Source organism: Phocaeicola sp. HCN-6420, assembly GCF_037890145.1.
In the GTDB taxonomy this organism is placed as follows: domain Bacteria; phylum Bacteroidota; class Bacteroidia; order Bacteroidales; family Bacteroidaceae; genus Phocaeicola.
In genome coordinates this window covers 134,534-150,052 of sequence record NZ_JBBKBJ010000006.1, presented here as the reverse complement: position 1 = coordinate 150,052, position 15,519 = coordinate 134,534, and the positions used below count along the sequence as shown (strand labels likewise).

Sequence of the window (15,519 nt, the reverse complement as noted above, 5' to 3'; positions counted from 1 at the left end):
AAATCTAAATAAAAAGCATTTTCCGTTCTCTGTATAGAGGGGTGGAAAATGCTTTTTTTGTTTGGAAGTTATTTGCAATATCGTTGTATCAGTTGTCGTACTTCATCTTTCTCCGAAGGAAAATCCATCGTATCGATGATAATCTGCTGGTTGTGACAGTCGTATATATGAGGAGCCATGACTTGCAGGAACTTCATTCGTTCGCTGTCGAAGTCACATATCGAAAGTAGCTTGACACATTGCTTGCAGGTAATGTTTCGGCTGTTCAATCCTGTTTCCAGAGTTTTCAACTGCTCGGACGATGGAAAAGCATTCTTAACTCTGTCGTATAATGTATTGATTTCGGCATCAGTATATAGGCGACTGCTGCAATGCTTGGTATTCAATATGTTTCGTGCCTTTTCTTCTCCCGAAATGAAAGTCATGGAATTGATAATGCGGTCTGCATTCTGCCGGTCAATGATCGTCGGTTCCAGAATGACCAATGCTTCCAGTCTTTCATCGTCGGAATTGAATATTTTCATCAGTTGTACAATTTCATCACACGTAAAGTCGGACTGGCGAGCAGCGTTTCTGAGTACATCCAGACGTCCGTCCTTGAAGGGTTTCTCCTTTACTCTTTGGCATAATTCGCGAAACCATACCTGATCGTCTGTCGAGGCGGGAAGAGAGGAGTTGCTTCCGGCAGGAGCAGGCGGGCAAATAGCTATAGGTGGGTAGGCAGGAGAGGGATAGTTTCCGTCATACGAATCGAATGAAATGACCTTGTCGTTCCGAAAATCGAGCAGGATAACTGTTTGTGCTCCACTGAAGTGTGTCTTATGAAATTCCCATTGTTCTATTCCATTGTTGGAACGTCTGAATTCAGGATTTCCTAATATAGCTACGACTTCACGTTTCGTCATCCCTTCGTGCAGGTTTTCCATCAGTTGGGCACGTTGTCCGGCAGTATCGTAAAGTCCACAACTGGTCATTGCTACCAGTAAGGTTGCCATAGTGATTGCTTTCATTAAGTTCTTCATATTCTTCATTCTTTTTGGTTGATGTTGCAAAAATAGATAATAAAATAAGGGCAGACGAATAGAAAATCCTATAAATATGCAGGTAAATTCCTATAATAAATAGGAGTTTCCCTATAGACAGTATTGCTTGGAGTATAATTTCTGCAGTCTTGCTTTTTTATTATAAAAAAAAAACTATTTTTGTGATAAATCCGAAAACTATGAATACAAATCTGTCTCTTCGTCGCAGGCTGGGGTTAGAGATAGCCCGTAAGATGACTAACGCATTGGTCGAACAGCATCCTCTGAAACAATTATTCTGGGAATGTACTTTACGCTGTAACTTGCATTGCCGTCACTGTGGCAGCGATTGCAAGAAAATATCCGGTTATGCCGATATGCCTAAAGAAGATTTTCTCCGGGTTTTGGATAATATAGCTTTACATACCGATCCGCATCATGTTTTTGTCGTGATAACGGGTGGGGAACCTCTTATGCGTGAAGATTTGGAAGAGTGTGGAAAAGCGATTCACGACAAAGGATTTCCGTGGGGAATGGTGACCAATGGACTGGCTATGACTCCCGAACGTCTTACTGCTTTGCTGAAGGCCGGAATGCATACCGCTACAGTCAGTCTGGACGGGTTTGCCGATGAGCATAACTGGATGCGCGGGCATCCTCAAAGTTTTGACAAGGCTGTTCGGGCCATTCGTATGATGGCTGCTCTCCCCGGATTTGTGTTCGATGTAGTAACATGCGTCAATAAACATAATTATGCACGGTTAAGTGAATTGAAAGAGTTTCTCATTGGCATTGGCTTAAAGCAGTGGAGGTTGTTTACGGTATTTCCTGTAGGACGTGCAGCCAGGGATGCCGAACTTCAATTGTCCGGCGAGGAATTTCGTGGAATGCTCGATTTTATCAAGCAAACTCGCAAGGAAGGGCGTATACGCATCAGTTATGGATGTGAGGGATTTTTAGGTAATTATGAAGGCGACGTACGCGATCATTTCTTTTCTTGTCAGGCAGGAGTAACAGTGGGATCAGTCCTTATCGATGGTTCTATATCCGCTTGCCCCAGCATTCGTGCTGATTACCATCAGGGAAACATTTATAAAGATGAGTTTATGGATGTTTGGGAGAATAACTATCAGCCTTATCGCGACCGCACATGGATGAAGAAAGGAGAGTGTGCTACATGCAAGTATTTCCGTTATTGTCGTGGAAATGGTATGCATTTGCGTGATGGACAAGGAGAGTTAATGGTCTGTCATTTGAAAAGAATCGTCAATCCTTAATGTAAAAATCATACAGTTATGAGAAAAAAAGTTAGTTGTTTTAGTACTCGTGTCTGGGCTGGATTTTTAGCCTTGTTAGGCTTTGCTTCATGCAACAGTAATGAGGACCCGGGTGATATTCCGTTGGAATATGGAACACCTACGGTTGGTTTTCAGGTTCAAGGGGTAGTAACCGACGAAGAAGGCAATCCGCTGGAAGATATTCAGGTTATCGTACGCAGAGCGTACAATAATGATTATCGTTCGGGGGATACGATTTACACGGACAGCAAAGGAGCATTTGCTGCAGAGAAGTTTGTTACAACTGGTTCCGTGCCGGACGAGCAGAAAGTCTATTTCAATGACGAAAACAAGGTTTTCAAGTCGGATTCTATTTTACTGAAAGATATGAAGCTTGAAAAAATAGAGGAAGGGTCCGGCTGGAGCCAAGGTACTTATCAGGCTACTACGGAAGTTAAGTTGAAGAAGGCGGAAAAAGAAGAATAAGTCGCTTTTCTTTTGACAAAAAGACGATGAATTATGGCAGAAAATTTGTACAAATTTTCTAATCTTTTGTACAAAAAAAATAAAGACCTCAGCATCTTTTCGGAAAGAGATACTGAGGTCTTTTATATTGTTACATTACAAACTTTACAGCCACCCAGCGGTTCTTTTCCCGGTGATGAACAAAAGTCATTCCCAGACTTTCTGCCTTTTCGCGGATAGCAGGAATGTCTTCTACATAGAAGCCACTCATATAAAGTTCAGATCCCTTGTGCATGCATGCTGCATAGGCAGCCATATCATTCAACAAGATGTTGCGATTGATATTGGCTATGATGATGTCGAACGGCTTGCGTCCCTTCAGCAGCGATGCATCTCCCAGTTCGACTGTAATGTTTGAAATATGGTTCAGGGCAATATTATCGCGTGAATTGTTTACACACCAGTCGTCTATGTCGATAGCCGTTACCGGGTCTGCTCCTCTCATGCTTGCCAGAATAGCCAGAATGGATGTGCCGCATCCCATGTCGAGTACAGACTTGCCTTTCAGGTCGGCATCCAGCAGTTCTCCCAGAATAGAACTTGTCGTTTCGTGATGTCCGGTTCCGAAAGCCATTTGCGGATTGATGACAATGTCATATTCAGCACGCGGATAATCGTGGTGGAATGTACTGTGTATCACGCAGCGGTTGTCGATGACGATAGGCTGGAAAAAATTCTTTTCCCATTCCTCGTTCCAGTCTTTGTCTTCCGGTTCGGTAATGGTATAAGTGATTTTCGTATCGGGTATAGGGAAGTTTTCCAGTGTTTCTTTCAGGGCATTTTCGTCGAACAAGCTTTGCTGTACATAAGCTTGAACGCCTCCTTCACACTCGACAAAACTTTCGAAACCTATTTCACCTGCCAGTGCCGACAGGACATCGGTAACAATTTCATTGCACGGCTGTGCAGTAAAAGTGACTTCAAAGTATTTCATATATATATGGAGATATTCGTTTGTACACACAAAGGTAGTGAAAATAGGGAAAACCCTATATCGAAATAGGGAATTTCTACTTGTACATAACGATTAACTCCTTACTTTTGTAAGTGAAATAAACCGTATAAATGATATATGTGTATGAAAAGTAGAATATGTGCTTCGTTGCTGATAGCTTGCTTGCCGTGGCTGGCTATGGCGCAGAGTAATGACGACCTTTACTTCGTTCCGAAAAAAGAAAATAAAACGGAGCAGAAGACAGAGGTACAGTCCGTTCCGAAGCAAACCTCAAACAATACGACGGTATATGCAGCTCCCGGGTCGACAGTTGTGGTGAAAGACGTAACTGGAAAGACTCGCGATATTGATGAATACAACCGACGCTATACTTCGCGCGACAATACTTTTTCTATGCAGAATGATACATTGTATATAGAAGAAAAGCCTTATAGTGAGCGTGGGGAATGGGTGAACGGTTTTGAAGGTTCACAAGACGATTATGAATACGCCATGCGTATCGTACGTTTCCGCAGTCCGCGTTATGCCATACCTGTAAGCAGTCCGCTTTACTGGGATGTAGTGTATGGCGTATATCCTTCATGGGACTGGAATGTGTATGATGATGGTTTGTATGCTTATATTTTCCCGACGGCTACAAATCCGCTGTGGTGGGACTGGCGCTGGAACTGGGGCGTTGCAGGTCCAAGATGGGGATTTGGCTGGGGATGGTCGTCTCCATGGTATTATAGCAGTTGGTATTCTCCCTATTGGTACGGTGGCTACTGGGGGGGCTATTGGGGAGGCTACTGGGGCGGTTACTGGGGACCGGGCTGGCATCATCATCATCCGTACTGGGCAGGCAATTATCGTGTAGGACACACAGACTATCGTCCGTCGAGATATACAGGTTATTCTTCTTCCAGACGGAGTAACGCCGTTTTCGGTAATACCAGCCGGTATACGAATACCTCTTCGCGGAGAAGTTCGTCTTCTAACTCTACCATAGGTCGTGTAGTACGTCCGGGAAGTGGTTTCGACAATACGTCCAGCTCTGTACGTCCGTCGGCAGGTGGAGGTTCCAGCTTCCAGCCTGGCAGCGGTTCTTCTGTCACTCGGCCTTCTCGTGGAAACGGTTCGTATGTACGTCCCAGCAGTACGGTCGACCGTACGGGCTCTACCTACAATCGTCCGAGCAGTACCCGACGCAGTTCCAGCTATAACTCGAACACCCGTTCCAGCAATAGCTATTCTGCTCCTCGTAGTTCGAGCAGTTCTTTCTCTGGAGGAAGTGGCGGCAGCTTTAACCGTGGTTCGTCTGTAGGTGGAGGCTCTTCACGTTCCAGCTCCAGAGGTGGAGGTTCAAGCAGAAGATAAAAATGTAAAATAGAAGATTGTTTGAATTATGAAAAAGAAAATAATGGTTCTGACTGTGGCAGGTGCACTGGCTTCTGCCGCAGCAGCACAAAATCAATATGATGCGCTCCGCTTTTTAGGAAATGATGTAAATGGTACGGCTCGTTTTGTGGGTATGGGGGGTGCAATGAGTGCTTTGGGAGCTGATTTGTCTACCATCAGTACAAACCCTGCCGGTATTGGTCTTTATCGGAGTAACGATGTGGCTTTGAGTTTTGGCTTTAATACCAATAAGTCGCACAGTGATTTTAGCGGAAGCGTGATGGACGAAAAGCGTAATCGTGCTTCGTTCGATCAAATCGGTTTCGTATGGAGTACGAAGATTGGTAATAAGACCGATTTGAGATTTTTGAACTTTGCATTCAACTATCATAAACTGGTGAATTTTAACCGTCAGTTTGCTTCGAAAGGGGGATTGAACGGCAACTCACTGACGTGGCAGATGGCTGATATGATTAACGGAGCAGGATATCAGAACAAAACAAATTTTGATGCTCTGCTGGATGCGGGTAACCCGTATACGGAAAGTGCGTTTTACGATACTCCTTATTTAGGTGTTATGGGTGCACGTACCGGACTGGTGGATGTTGACTGGAATGATCAGGGAAATATTACTCGTATTTATGGATGGAATGGTATCGACGGAGAATATTACAGCCGCGAAACGGGATCTATCAACGAATACGATTTCAATATTGCCTTTAATGTCCGCGACCGCTTTTATTTTGGTGCGACATTGGGCGTATACGATGTAGATTATCTGCGCTATTCTTCGTATGGTGAGAATATGCAAAGATCGAACGGTGACTATCAGGGCAATTTTACATTGAACAATACGTATAAGACTGAGGGTACAGGACTGGACTTGAAGGTGGGTGCCATTATCCGTCCGTTCGAATATTCTCCGTTCCGTTTTGGTCTGGCTATACATACGCCTGTATGGTATAATATGTCCGACCGTTACACTTCTGTCTTGACAAGCAATTTAGCATTGGGTAATTCTACATCCAGCTATACCGAAAATCTGATGGACTATCTGAGCGGTGGACAATATGCATGGGATTACAGGCTGATTACTCCGTGGCGTTTCAACGTCAGTGCCGGTACTGTAGTGGGTGGTATCATGGCTTTGGATGCCGAATATGAATTCGAGAGTTATTCGTCTACCAAGCTACAGGATTATGAAGGTCGGGAACTGAACGGTCAGGCTGCTATAAAGGAAACCTTGAAAGGAGTTCATTCGTTCCGTGTTGGTATGGAAACAAAAGTTTCATCGGCTTTCAGTGTGCGTGCCGGATATCATTTCCGCTCAACACCTATTACGAGTGACGCATTCAAGAATATTCCGGCTACCGATAATACTCGTACCGATGCCGAATATATGAACCTGAAATCGCGTCAGGCAGTCAGTGTCGGACTGGGTTACAGAGGACGCCTGATTTATGCGGACGTAGCTTATAAATACGATTTTTACAAAGGTGATTTCTATGCTTTCGATGGTGGGATAGATCAGGCAGGAAACTTGATGTTAGCGCCTACCAAAGTGAACAATGAGCGTCATCAATTGTTATTTACAGTAGGAGTACATTTCTAAAAAGATAGGATTTAAATTGTGTGTGTTTATCTGCTTCACCGTGGGCAATGTTTATTGCCTGTGGTGAAGTTTTTTTATTGTTTATCTTCTCTGTATTCCTTTTTCTTCCAGAAGTTGAAGCCGACATAGATGCGTAGGCTGCCGAATGAATTGGTCATTGAGAAGTCTGATTTACGGTAATCGTAGGTATTCAGTACGAGTGAAGCGCCTACGTAGTATTTGCTGTTGTTCCAGGTGATACCCGCGCGAGTCACCAGATCGAAGTTGATATCATTGATCCATTCCATCCAGTTGTTTTCCATTTCAGCCGGCTGTCCGTTCAGTTTTGCTTTCTTGTAGGCTATGGCAGGCATCAGTGATACATTCAGCAGGCAGTTCTTTGCAAATACCCAGTTGTACCCGTATCCGAAGCTGAGATTGTAGTCGCGATACTCCAGCTTATTGAACTTGAGCGGTGAACGGATTTGTTCAATCATGTCGGCAGGCAGTTTGGTATGGTCGAAGGAGATGCTGTGATGTGAATAAGAAAATCCTGCCATAAATGAGCCGCAGCTGCGCCGCTGGTTGGTAGACTGGCTGTAGGCGGCAGGGTAAGAGAATTTTTTGTTGTTGAAAATCCAGTAAGTATTCAGCCCGACTATCTTGCTTTGGAATCCTTCGAATTTATGTCCTTCATAATCTTCGGGCAGGTTGAATCCGGAATATGAAGTAATATGAAAGTCGCTTCCTGTTTTTCGGTAATATAAGTCCACTCCTATGCGAGAACTGTACAGGTTGAATACATATTCTTTTTTCGATTTACCGTTATGACTTTTACCCAACAGTTCCGGGTAGCTGAAAGATATTCCCAAAAAAATCCATCTCCATCCGAAATAAGCTCCGATTTTAGGTGTAGGAGTCGGTGCGAAAGTAATGTTCTGGCGTTGGTTGTCGATACGTGCTCCCAGCTGATAGCGCTCATGCCAAAAGCTTTGTTCGATCATAAATGCCAGATTATATTTGTTGGGTTCGATATAACTGGAGTCTGTTTCACTGAAAATTTCTCCGAGGCGCTGCATGAATTTGTGCTGTTTTTCGGTCTGAGCATATAGTGTCTGACCGAAAAACAGCGACAGAATCAGGATATATCGTGAAAAATTCATGCGGCTGTCCGAATAAAAACAGTAACTGAAGGCTTTTTAGAGTTTATTTAAAATGCGGTCCATTACCCAGTTGGTAGGAGTGGCACTTACACCGTCGCACGTACATATTGCTTTTCCCTGTAAATGCTCTACTACAGCCTGAATCAGGGGAAGCTGTACGTAAGGTGGATTTTGCGGAAGAATCTCTTCACGTCCACGTTCAGTGTGCAAGGCTATCGGGTCGTAAGTGAAGACAGAAAAGCATATCATTCCTTTGTCGCCAATGATTTCTATGCGGTCTTCCTTGGCAGATTCGTGAGCCACGAAGCACCATGAGCCGGAACCCGGCAGACCGGACGCGAATTTAAAACAGGCACTGATGGTATCTTCTGCCTGATAAAGTCCTCCACGGTTGCTCTTGTATCCTTCGGCTTCGAGTATGCAGCCAAACATTTCCTGCAAGAGATCCAGTTGATGAGGTGCCAGATCATAAAAATATCCACCTCCGGCAATATCCGGCTGAACACGCCACGGTAAGTTGGTACTGTTATAGTCGAGTGCTCGCGGAGGCTGGGCGAAACGTATCTGTACGTTAATGACATTTCCTATTTCTCCTTCTTCTACCAGTTGCCTTACTTTTTGGAAATAAGGCAGATACCGACGGTAGTAGGCAACAAAGCAAGGTATTCCGGTTTCTTGCGATATACGGTTGATGCGTGCACAATCCTCATAGCTGGCAGCCATCGGTTTTTCGATGTAGACAGGCTTTCCTGCTTTCATTGCCATAATGGCAAATGTCGCATGCGATGAGGGAGGGGTAGCAATATAAATGGCGTTCACGTCTTCATCGCCTATCAGTTCCTGCGCATCGGTATACCATCGTGGTATATTATGCCGGCGTGCATACGATTTTACTTTTTCTTCATCGCGGCTCATTACTGCAACGACTTTCGATCCTTCTATCATGTTGAAGGCCGGACCGCTTTTCTTTTCAGTCACTTCACCGCAACCGATAAATCCCCAGCGTACATTATCTAATTGTATCATAGCTAACGGTATTAGTTAAAGTATTTATTATATAAATTTTTATATGTCTTGGTTTGTATAAAGCTGTCCATCCATACATTCAGGCTGTCCAGCAGGGCGGGAGAGTGTTTGCTTACTCCCCATGCATAAAACTGGGTAAAGCTGATGTCTGTATTAATGTCCAGATTAGGAAATTCTTTTATGGAAGCTTTGGCTATATTTTCGTCGCATACTGCATAGTCGATATCTCCGCCCGAAACCATTGCCAGCAATTGTTCGGGACCATATAAGTCGACTTCATCAATATAGATTGTATCTGCTATTTCATTGATAAGGTTGTGTATGCGGAGCAGGGCAGGAGAACCTTTGATAACGTGAAGGTGTTTGTTGGCCAGATCGAGCTGGTTGTGTATGTATAGGCTGTCCTTTCCATCTTCTTTTTTCCGTTGTACCAGCACTTGCTTGCTCAGCAGCAAGGTTCGCGTAAAGAATAGCGAATCTTTTAGCTGAGTGGTTACTACAGTTCCCGTAGCCAGAATATCGTATTTACCGCATATGATGCCTTGCAGGCGTTTCTCGAAACTCATTTCGGGAGTTATTTCGAGTTTCAGTCCTTTCTCCGATGCAAAAATATTCAGCAGCTCGTAGTCGAATCCTTGCAAGGTATCGTCGGTTACGTGATAACTTACCGCATTATATTCGGTTACGGCACGAAGAATGCCCGAACTGGCTATTTCATCATAATCACGTGGTGTAAAAGCTGTTTGTTGCTCTTTTTGCGTATTCAGCAGGATGATGCCTGCTGCAATAGCCAGTGCGATAAAACCATATCGTAACCATTTCTTTTTCATAAGCGTACAGGTTTAATCGAAGAAATTCCATGACAGTCCGAATTTCAGCAAGCGAGGATTCAGCGGGTAGTGAGGAGCCAGGAAATAGCTCTTTTCTCCTTGTCCTTGAATCAGGTTGTACATGGCTATGAAGATACGTGTACGTTTCAGGTGGAGGTTGATATATCCGTTCAACAGCGGGTAACCGCCCAGTTTGTAGCGGGTTTCTTTGTTCTGCAAATAAAATTGTCCGATAGCCGGAGCGTAATCGGGGGCATAATACTGTGTGAAATAACGTACATCTGCTCCCATTTCTATTTGCAGCACTTTCTTTGCCAAACCGAATTTGATATATAAATTGTGGTAGAGAGTCAGTTCCGGTAATGGAAGAACATCCTGATTGCTCGATTTCTGATAAGTTATCTCATTGTCGAGATGGAAGATACCCAACTTGAAATCTTGTCTCAGAGCCGCACTGAAGACCTGTATGTTGCCAGAGTTCTGTCTTACAGCCACGTCGTTCTTGTAAGTCGTGACTTCTTTATCTGAAGACGTTTCTGTATATTTAACAGAGGTATTATCCAGGTACGTATAGTTCTTGATATTTTCTACTCCGGCTTTAAGCTGGGTTTTCCAGCGGTCAACGCTCAGCTTTCCTTCGAGGCGGGTACGCATGATTTTAGACAAATCGTCATTATCCCACCAGTAATGTTTGGAATGGAAATGTCTGTAGTAGAAAATTGGGTTCAGGTTTTTGATATAAGCATTGGCTTCCAGACGTACCGTATCACTGAACAGGCGGAAGTTCAGGTCGCCTTTACCTTGTATCTGAAATTGTCCGGCATCTTCTCCCACAAGGGCGATTTCTCCCATTACATTATAATGCAGAGTCTGTCCCTGTTCCTTGATAAGCTGTCCACCTACCGAAATTGTGTTTTCCACATAATCGGTGGGTATGCGCTGACCCGGAGTTCGTGCAATAGTGTCGGTCATGGTAAAGCGTCTGTATTCGTGACTCATGAACGCCGTAAGTCCCGCCTTCGCCCATTTGTTGAATCCTTCACGCAACGATATACCGAAAGTGTTCTTTACAGCCAGCTGTTCCGTTTCGTCACGCTGTACATCCGTCAGGTAATTGTTCTGGAAATATTGCTGGTTTTGAGTTTCGTCGTATGAAATGTATTGACGGCGGTTAATGTCTACCTTGAGGGTGTGCAGGAAGCTTGTCACAGGTACAAAAACTTCTGTGTTGACTGTATCTTTGGCATCCGGATTCTCACGGTAGAATCCCACGTTATAACGGTGAGTCAGAAAAGCGTGGTAACCGGTGTTGTGGTTCCATACTTGCGACAAGTTAGTAGGAATTTCATCATTGGCATATACCTTTCCGCCTTCCGCCATATCCAGCGGACGGGTAACATACCGGTCGTCTACGATACCTCCGTTCTCGGCAACCTTCAGGTTGTCGTTGATGAAACTGAAATGCATGTTGTATTTATCGCCGAGATAGTAGGCAAAAAGATCTCCGTTGAATAAGGCTGTAGACTGGTTCATGTATTTTCCGCGTCCATACACATAGTCAATATTGAATCCAAATCCCAATCTTTTGTTGGCATTGACGGCAAAATAAGCCTTGAAACGCTCTTCTCCGTCAGAGCTTCCTCCTTGTTTGTAATAGGTAAGATTTGTAAAAGGGGACTTGGTGTTGGTATATACCACGTCTTCCGGTTCGATGACGGTAAAGTCGTAAGGGTCGAGAAAAAAGAATTGTTCGGGGTCTTTCCGTTCGAAAAAGATATGTGAAATACGTGGAGAACCCAGATTACCCAAATAAGTATAATGACCGGTTGGCCCTCCAGTATCATTTGTGTTCTGGAAATCATGCTGCAAGGTATCCACCGGAACTTCAGTCATGTTGCCGAACTGACGGTCTATTTTCCAGCAAGACAATCCGATAGGAATAGTGCTGGCATCAATCACAGAGGTTGTGTCAATCGGGTTTCCGTTACGGTCGTACAGATTGCTGTCTACTCCCGAAGCAGAACTACCAAACTGTCCCGTAAACTGACTTTGCTGATAGGTGTTTTGAGCGGAAATCGTACCGCAAATCAGTAATATTGTTACTATAAAAAATATCTTCCTCATAATGGGGGCAAAGATACAATTTAAAAACGAAAGAAACCGTGTGCAAAGTGCAAAAATACGAGAAGATATCTATTGATACAGAGGCGTGCGGAATATCTTCTTGCTGAAAAAATCCGTACGCCTCTCTCATGTCTTGGTATGATATGGATAATTCCTGTTATTTTACTTCTTTGATGATGTCCATACCAATATGAATAGCCTCTTCATTCATCGGTATCAGATGATGATGGCGTTCGGGCAGTGTTTTGCGCAGTGCCTTGATGACGCTTTCAATAGAAACAATCGGGCGGATTTTCAATAAGCCACCCAGTACGATCATATTGAATGTTTTTGCCATTTTCCGTTCGTTGGCTTCATCCATGGCATCAATGCGATATACATGAATGTCCTTGCGTGTCGGCGGATTGATGATACCATAGCCATCGTAAATAAGTACGCCGCCGGGTTTCACCTTGTTTTCGAACTTGGCAAGCGAAGGCTGGTTCAAGATAATGGCTGTATCGTATTTGCTTAGAATAGGAGAGGAAATGCGTTCGTCACTGATGATGACGGTCACGTTGGCCGTACCTCCTCGTTGTTCGGGACCATAGGCAGGCATCCAAGTGACTTCCTTGTCTTCCATCAGTCCTGAATAAGCCAGGATTTTACCCATCGACAATACACCTTGTCCGCCGAATCCTGCTATAATGATTTCTTCTTTCATGATAGTTCTTTTTTTGATGATTTTATTTGTTATCTCCGCTTGTGTCTTTCAAGTCGCCCAGCGGGTAGAACGGGAACATGTTTTCTTCCATCCATTTGTTGGCTGCTTCGGGTGTCATTTTCCATCCAGAGTTACATGTAGATACGATTTCCACCAAGTTTGAGCCTTTTCCCTGCATGCTGTTTTCGAAAGCCTTGCGGATTGCTTTTTTAGCCTTGCGGATAGCTGCTACCGTATGAACTGCCTGACGGGTAACGTAGCATGTTCCTTGCAAGGTTGCTGCTATTTCTGTCATCTTCAAAGGATATCCGTGTATTTCCGGATTTCGTCCGTAAGGACAGGTGGCTGTTTTCATTCCTATCAGTGTAGTAGGAGCCATTTGTCCTCCTGTCATGCCATATATCGCATTGTTGATGAAAATGATAGCTATATTATCTCCACGGTTCAGGGCGTGGATTGTTTCTGCTGTACCAATACATGCCAGGTCACCATCTCCCTGATAAGTAAATACCAGTCGGTCCGGCCACAAACGTTTGATGGCTCCGGCAAGAGCAGGTGCACGTCCGTGAGCGGCTTCCAGACAGTCAACATCGAGGTAGTTATACATAAATACGGCACATCCTACCGGGCTGATACCGATAGTTTTCTCTTCCATGCCCATTTCTTCTATAACTTCAGCTATCAGTTTGTGAACTACTCCATGGCTGCATCCCGGGCAGTAGTGCATTGGATTATCATTCAATAAACGAGGCTTCTGGTAAACCAGATTCTCGGGCTTCATTATATCTTCTTTTGTCATAAATATCTCCTCCTTGTCGGGTTAGCGTAGAAAGAAACGGAACACAAATTCCATCATCTTTATAAACAGCGATGCGCCGCACACATAAAAGAAAATGGTTTTATCATCTCCCAATGAAAAATACAGAATGAAAGAAGCTACGGCTCCTATCATAAATATTACATTGAGTACGGTTCTGATCTGATCTATATTGCCCATAAGTTTCTTACTTATTAATGATTTTTTCTTTTAACGCATCGATAACTTCGTCTGGATCGGGGACGATACCTCCCAGGCGTCCGAAATGTTCGACGGGGACACTGCATTTTACAGCCAGCTCTACGTCTTCAATCATTTGTCCGCTATTCAATTCCACAACAAGGATGCCTTTTATATTTTTAGCTCTTTCGGCTAATGGCTTACTTGGGAACGGCCATAAGGTAATAGGACGGAACAATCCGACTTTGATACCCTCTTCGCGTGCATGCTCCATTGACTTTTGTGCGATACGTGCACATGATCCGAATGCCACGATCAGATATTCTGCATCCTCGCAGTCTATTTCTTCGTAGCGAACTTCCTTAGCCTCGATTTCTGCATATTTTTCCTGCAGGTGAAGATTTCGTTTTTCCATTACAGCAGGATCAAGTTCCAGCGAAGTGATGATATTGGGCTTACGTCCCTTGCATCCGGTTGCAGCCCATGGACACTGTGCAATGATTTCTTCTTCCGTACGTCGTGGGCGAGGAGCTGGAAGGACTACCTTTTCCATCATCTGACCGATAACTCCATCGGCGAGAATCATTGCCGGATTGCGATATTTGAAAGCCAGTTCGAAAGCCAGACTCACAAAGTCGGCCATTTCCTGAACCGAAGCCGGCGCCAGCGCTATCAGATGATAGTCACCGTGTCCACCACCTTTTGTTGTCTGGAAATAATCAGCCTGACTGGGCTGGATGGTTCCCAGTCCCGGACCTCCACGCATAACGTTTACTACCAGACAGGGCAATTCTGCACCTGCAATGTATGAAATACCTTCCTGTTTCAGGCTGACACCCGGACTGGAAGATGAAGTCATAACCATTTTACCGCTTCCGGCACCTCCATATACCATATTAATTGCTGCAACTTCACTTTCGGCCTGCAAAACCACCATACCGGTAGTTTCCCACGGCTTCTGTTCGGCAAGAGTTTCCAATACTTCTGATTGGGGAGTGATAGGGTAACCGAAGTATCCATCTACACCGATGCGGATAGCCGCATGGGCAATGGCTTCGTTTCCTTTCATTAGAACTACTTCTTCTGCCATAATTTTGATTGTTTAGCTTATAAGCACTTAAAAATTATTCTTCACATTTTGCTCTATATACGGTCAAGCAGCCGTCTGGGCATACAATTGCACACGAAGAGCATCCGTTGCAGGTATCTTCTACAACCTGTTGAACGTAATTATATCCTTTTTGATTTACTTTGGCGGTGAGCGACAGTACGTGTAACGGGCAGGCTACCACGCACAGGTTGCACCCTTTGCAGCGTTCTGTATTCACTACAACTACACCTTTCATTTTAGCCATAAGTCGATTATCTTATTGATTAAACATATCTTTATTATAAAAATTGAGAATATCCATCACCATATTTCGGGCCTCTGCTGCCGGACTCTCCGGATTTAGTGCAATGGCTTCCTGATAATTGTTCAGCGCCCCTTGCCAGTCACCTTTTTTCCGGAAAGCATTCCCTAATAAATAATACGCTTCGGATGCGTATTCTGGGTTTTGATTGATGAATTGATTCAATTGGTCGATTGCGTGATCTGTAGAGCCCTCGGCGATTAAATTCTTTATATCTTTCAGCTTTTCGGTCATGATTATGAATTTATAGTATACCCACAAAGATAAAGTTTATTTTCAATCGAATAGGAATTTTAGGCAATTATTTCCTCCAAATAGATGAAAAAATTTTTTTCTCTTTTGTGCAATTTGTTGATTGTAAATTGTTTATTGGTATGCTCAAAATGTTTCATTTGAAAAAGTTGTTTGTTTAATTATATAAGCGTTTTTCGGAAATACAGTGGCGATTTGATGTGCTTTGCTGCACAATATTCTAATCTTTATGCAGGATATAGATTCGTTTTTTTGCAAAAAATTA

At 43.8% G+C, this 15,519-nt stretch carries 16 protein-coding genes; 4 read left to right on the top strand and 12 right to left on the bottom strand.

Annotation, left to right across the window (positions count from 1 at the left end):
* Positions 1-68 precede the first annotated feature (68 nt).
* Positions 69-1,022, bottom strand: a complete 954-nt coding sequence (locus WKT12_RS05810; protein ID WP_340319096.1) for a DUF4476 domain-containing protein — start codon at positions 1,020-1,022, stop codon at positions 69-71.
* A gap of 200 nt (positions 1,023-1,222) precedes the next feature.
* On the opposite strand from WKT12_RS05810, the gene WKT12_RS05805 reads away from it, so the two are divergent.
* Both WKT12_RS05805 and WKT12_RS05800 read left to right on the top strand, forming a co-directional pair.
* Complete coding sequence (locus WKT12_RS05805) at positions 1,223-2,299, top strand: TIGR04133 family radical SAM/SPASM protein (protein WP_340319095.1); 1,077 nt, start codon at positions 1,223-1,225, stop codon at positions 2,297-2,299.
* Between the two features lie 18 nt (positions 2,300-2,317).
* The gene (locus WKT12_RS05800) at positions 2,318-2,785 is read left to right on the top strand and encodes a radical SAM-associated putative lipoprotein (RefSeq protein ID WP_021971516.1); all 468 of its coding nucleotides are present in this window, start codon (positions 2,318-2,320) and stop codon (positions 2,783-2,785) included.
* A gap of 130 nt (positions 2,786-2,915) precedes the next feature.
* Here WKT12_RS05800 and prmA read toward each other — a convergent pair whose 3' ends face one another.
* Positions 2,916-3,758 (bottom strand): 50S ribosomal protein L11 methyltransferase, encoded by an 843-nt coding sequence (gene prmA, locus WKT12_RS05795; RefSeq protein WP_021971517.1) that lies wholly within the window; start codon positions 3,756-3,758, stop codon positions 2,916-2,918.
* Between the two features lie 144 nt (positions 3,759-3,902).
* On the opposite strand from prmA, the gene WKT12_RS05790 reads away from it, so the two are divergent.
* Both WKT12_RS05790 and WKT12_RS05785 read left to right on the top strand, forming a co-directional pair.
* Entirely contained in the window at positions 3,903-5,135 is a 1,233-nt protein-coding gene (locus WKT12_RS05790) for a hypothetical protein (RefSeq protein ID WP_340319094.1), read from the top strand.
* A gap of 28 nt (positions 5,136-5,163) precedes the next feature.
* Positions 5,164-6,768 carry an OmpP1/FadL family transporter gene (locus WKT12_RS05785; RefSeq protein ID WP_340319093.1) on the top strand — a complete coding sequence of 535 codons (1,605 nt, stop codon included), beginning with the start codon at positions 5,164-5,166 and terminating at the stop codon, positions 6,766-6,768.
* Between the two features lie 74 nt (positions 6,769-6,842).
* On the opposite strand, the gene WKT12_RS05780 is transcribed toward WKT12_RS05785, so the two are convergent.
* The 10 genes from WKT12_RS05780 to WKT12_RS05735 all read right to left on the bottom strand — a co-directional run bounded on the left by WKT12_RS05780 (position 6,843) and on the right by WKT12_RS05735 (position 15,236).
* Positions 6,843-7,910, bottom strand: a complete 1,068-nt coding sequence (locus WKT12_RS05780; protein WP_340319092.1) for a DUF4421 domain-containing protein — start codon at positions 7,908-7,910, stop codon at positions 6,843-6,845.
* A gap of 36 nt (positions 7,911-7,946) precedes the next feature.
* Positions 7,947-8,936 (bottom strand): Gfo/Idh/MocA family protein, encoded by a 990-nt coding sequence (locus tag WKT12_RS05775; RefSeq protein ID WP_021971521.1) that lies wholly within the window; start codon positions 8,934-8,936, stop codon positions 7,947-7,949.
* An 11-nt stretch (positions 8,937-8,947) separates the two neighbouring features.
* Positions 8,948-9,766, bottom strand: a complete 819-nt coding sequence (locus WKT12_RS05770; protein WP_021971522.1) for a transporter substrate-binding domain-containing protein — start codon at positions 9,764-9,766, stop codon at positions 8,948-8,950.
* Between the two features lie 12 nt (positions 9,767-9,778).
* Positions 9,779-11,890 (bottom strand): putative porin, encoded by a 2,112-nt coding sequence (locus WKT12_RS05765; protein WP_340319091.1) that lies wholly within the window; start codon positions 11,888-11,890, stop codon positions 9,779-9,781.
* A 157-nt stretch (positions 11,891-12,047) separates the two neighbouring features.
* Positions 12,048-12,593: a 2-oxoacid:acceptor oxidoreductase family protein gene (locus WKT12_RS05760; RefSeq protein ID WP_021971524.1), complete on the bottom strand. Its 546-nt coding sequence runs from the start codon at positions 12,591-12,593 to the stop codon at positions 12,048-12,050.
* Between the two features lie 22 nt (positions 12,594-12,615).
* Positions 12,616-13,392, bottom strand: coding sequence for a thiamine pyrophosphate-dependent enzyme (locus WKT12_RS05755; RefSeq protein ID WP_340319090.1), 777 nt, complete (start codon positions 13,390-13,392; stop codon positions 12,616-12,618).
* 21 nt (positions 13,393-13,413) lie between these two features.
* Positions 13,414-13,590: a hypothetical protein gene (locus WKT12_RS05750; protein WP_021971526.1), complete on the bottom strand. Its 177-nt coding sequence runs from the start codon at positions 13,588-13,590 to the stop codon at positions 13,414-13,416.
* Between the two features lie 7 nt (positions 13,591-13,597).
* Positions 13,598-14,680 (bottom strand): 3-methyl-2-oxobutanoate dehydrogenase subunit VorB, encoded by a 1,083-nt coding sequence (locus WKT12_RS05745; protein ID WP_340319089.1) that lies wholly within the window; start codon positions 14,678-14,680, stop codon positions 13,598-13,600.
* 34 nt (positions 14,681-14,714) lie between these two features.
* Complete coding sequence (locus WKT12_RS05740; protein ID WP_021971528.1) at positions 14,715-14,945, bottom strand: 4Fe-4S binding protein; 231 nt, start codon at positions 14,943-14,945, stop codon at positions 14,715-14,717.
* A gap of 12 nt (positions 14,946-14,957) precedes the next feature.
* The gene (locus WKT12_RS05735) at positions 14,958-15,236 is read right to left on the bottom strand and encodes a tetratricopeptide repeat protein (RefSeq protein ID WP_340319088.1); all 279 of its coding nucleotides are present in this window, start codon (positions 15,234-15,236) and stop codon (positions 14,958-14,960) included.
* Between the last annotated feature and the right edge of the window lie 283 nt (positions 15,237-15,519).

Bases quoted from the DNA above. Each gene is read 5' to 3' on its own strand.
- WKT12_RS05775 (WP_021971521.1), bottom strand. From the start codon at position 8,936: ATGATACAATTAGATAATGTACGCTGGGGATTTATCGGTTGCGGTGAA.
- WKT12_RS05780 (WP_340319092.1), bottom strand. From the start codon at position 7,910: ATGAATTTTTCACGATATATCCTGATTCTGTCGCTGTTTTTCGGTCAG.
- WKT12_RS05740 (WP_021971528.1), bottom strand. From the start codon at position 14,945: ATGGCTAAAATGAAAGGTGTAGTTGTAGTGAATACAGAACGCTGCAAA.
- WKT12_RS05800 (WP_021971516.1), top strand. From the start codon at position 2,318: ATGAGAAAAAAAGTTAGTTGTTTTAGTACTCGTGTCTGGGCTGGATTT.
- WKT12_RS05735 (WP_340319088.1), bottom strand. From the start codon at position 15,236: ATGACCGAAAAGCTGAAAGATATAAAGAATTTAATCGCCGAGGGCTCT.
- WKT12_RS05755 (WP_340319090.1), bottom strand. From the start codon at position 13,392: ATGACAAAAGAAGATATAATGAAGCCCGAGAATCTGGTTTACCAGAAG.
- prmA (WP_021971517.1), bottom strand. From the start codon at position 3,758: ATGAAATACTTTGAAGTCACTTTTACTGCACAGCCGTGCAATGAAATT.
- WKT12_RS05770 (WP_021971522.1), bottom strand. From the start codon at position 9,766: ATGAAAAAGAAATGGTTACGATATGGTTTTATCGCACTGGCTATTGCA.
- WKT12_RS05805 (WP_340319095.1), top strand. From the start codon at position 1,223: ATGAATACAAATCTGTCTCTTCGTCGCAGGCTGGGGTTAGAGATAGCC.
- WKT12_RS05765 (WP_340319091.1), bottom strand. From the start codon at position 11,890: ATGAGGAAGATATTTTTTATAGTAACAATATTACTGATTTGCGGTACG.
- WKT12_RS05790 (WP_340319094.1), top strand. From the start codon at position 3,903: ATGAAAAGTAGAATATGTGCTTCGTTGCTGATAGCTTGCTTGCCGTGG.
- WKT12_RS05745 (WP_340319089.1), bottom strand. From the start codon at position 14,680: ATGGCAGAAGAAGTAGTTCTAATGAAAGGAAACGAAGCCATTGCCCAT.
- WKT12_RS05750 (WP_021971526.1), bottom strand. From the start codon at position 13,590: ATGGGCAATATAGATCAGATCAGAACCGTACTCAATGTAATATTTATG.
- WKT12_RS05760 (WP_021971524.1), bottom strand. From the start codon at position 12,593: ATGAAAGAAGAAATCATTATAGCAGGATTCGGCGGACAAGGTGTATTG.
- WKT12_RS05785 (WP_340319093.1), top strand. From the start codon at position 5,164: ATGAAAAAGAAAATAATGGTTCTGACTGTGGCAGGTGCACTGGCTTCT.
- WKT12_RS05810 (WP_340319096.1), bottom strand. From the start codon at position 1,022: ATGAAGAACTTAATGAAAGCAATCACTATGGCAACCTTACTGGTAGCA.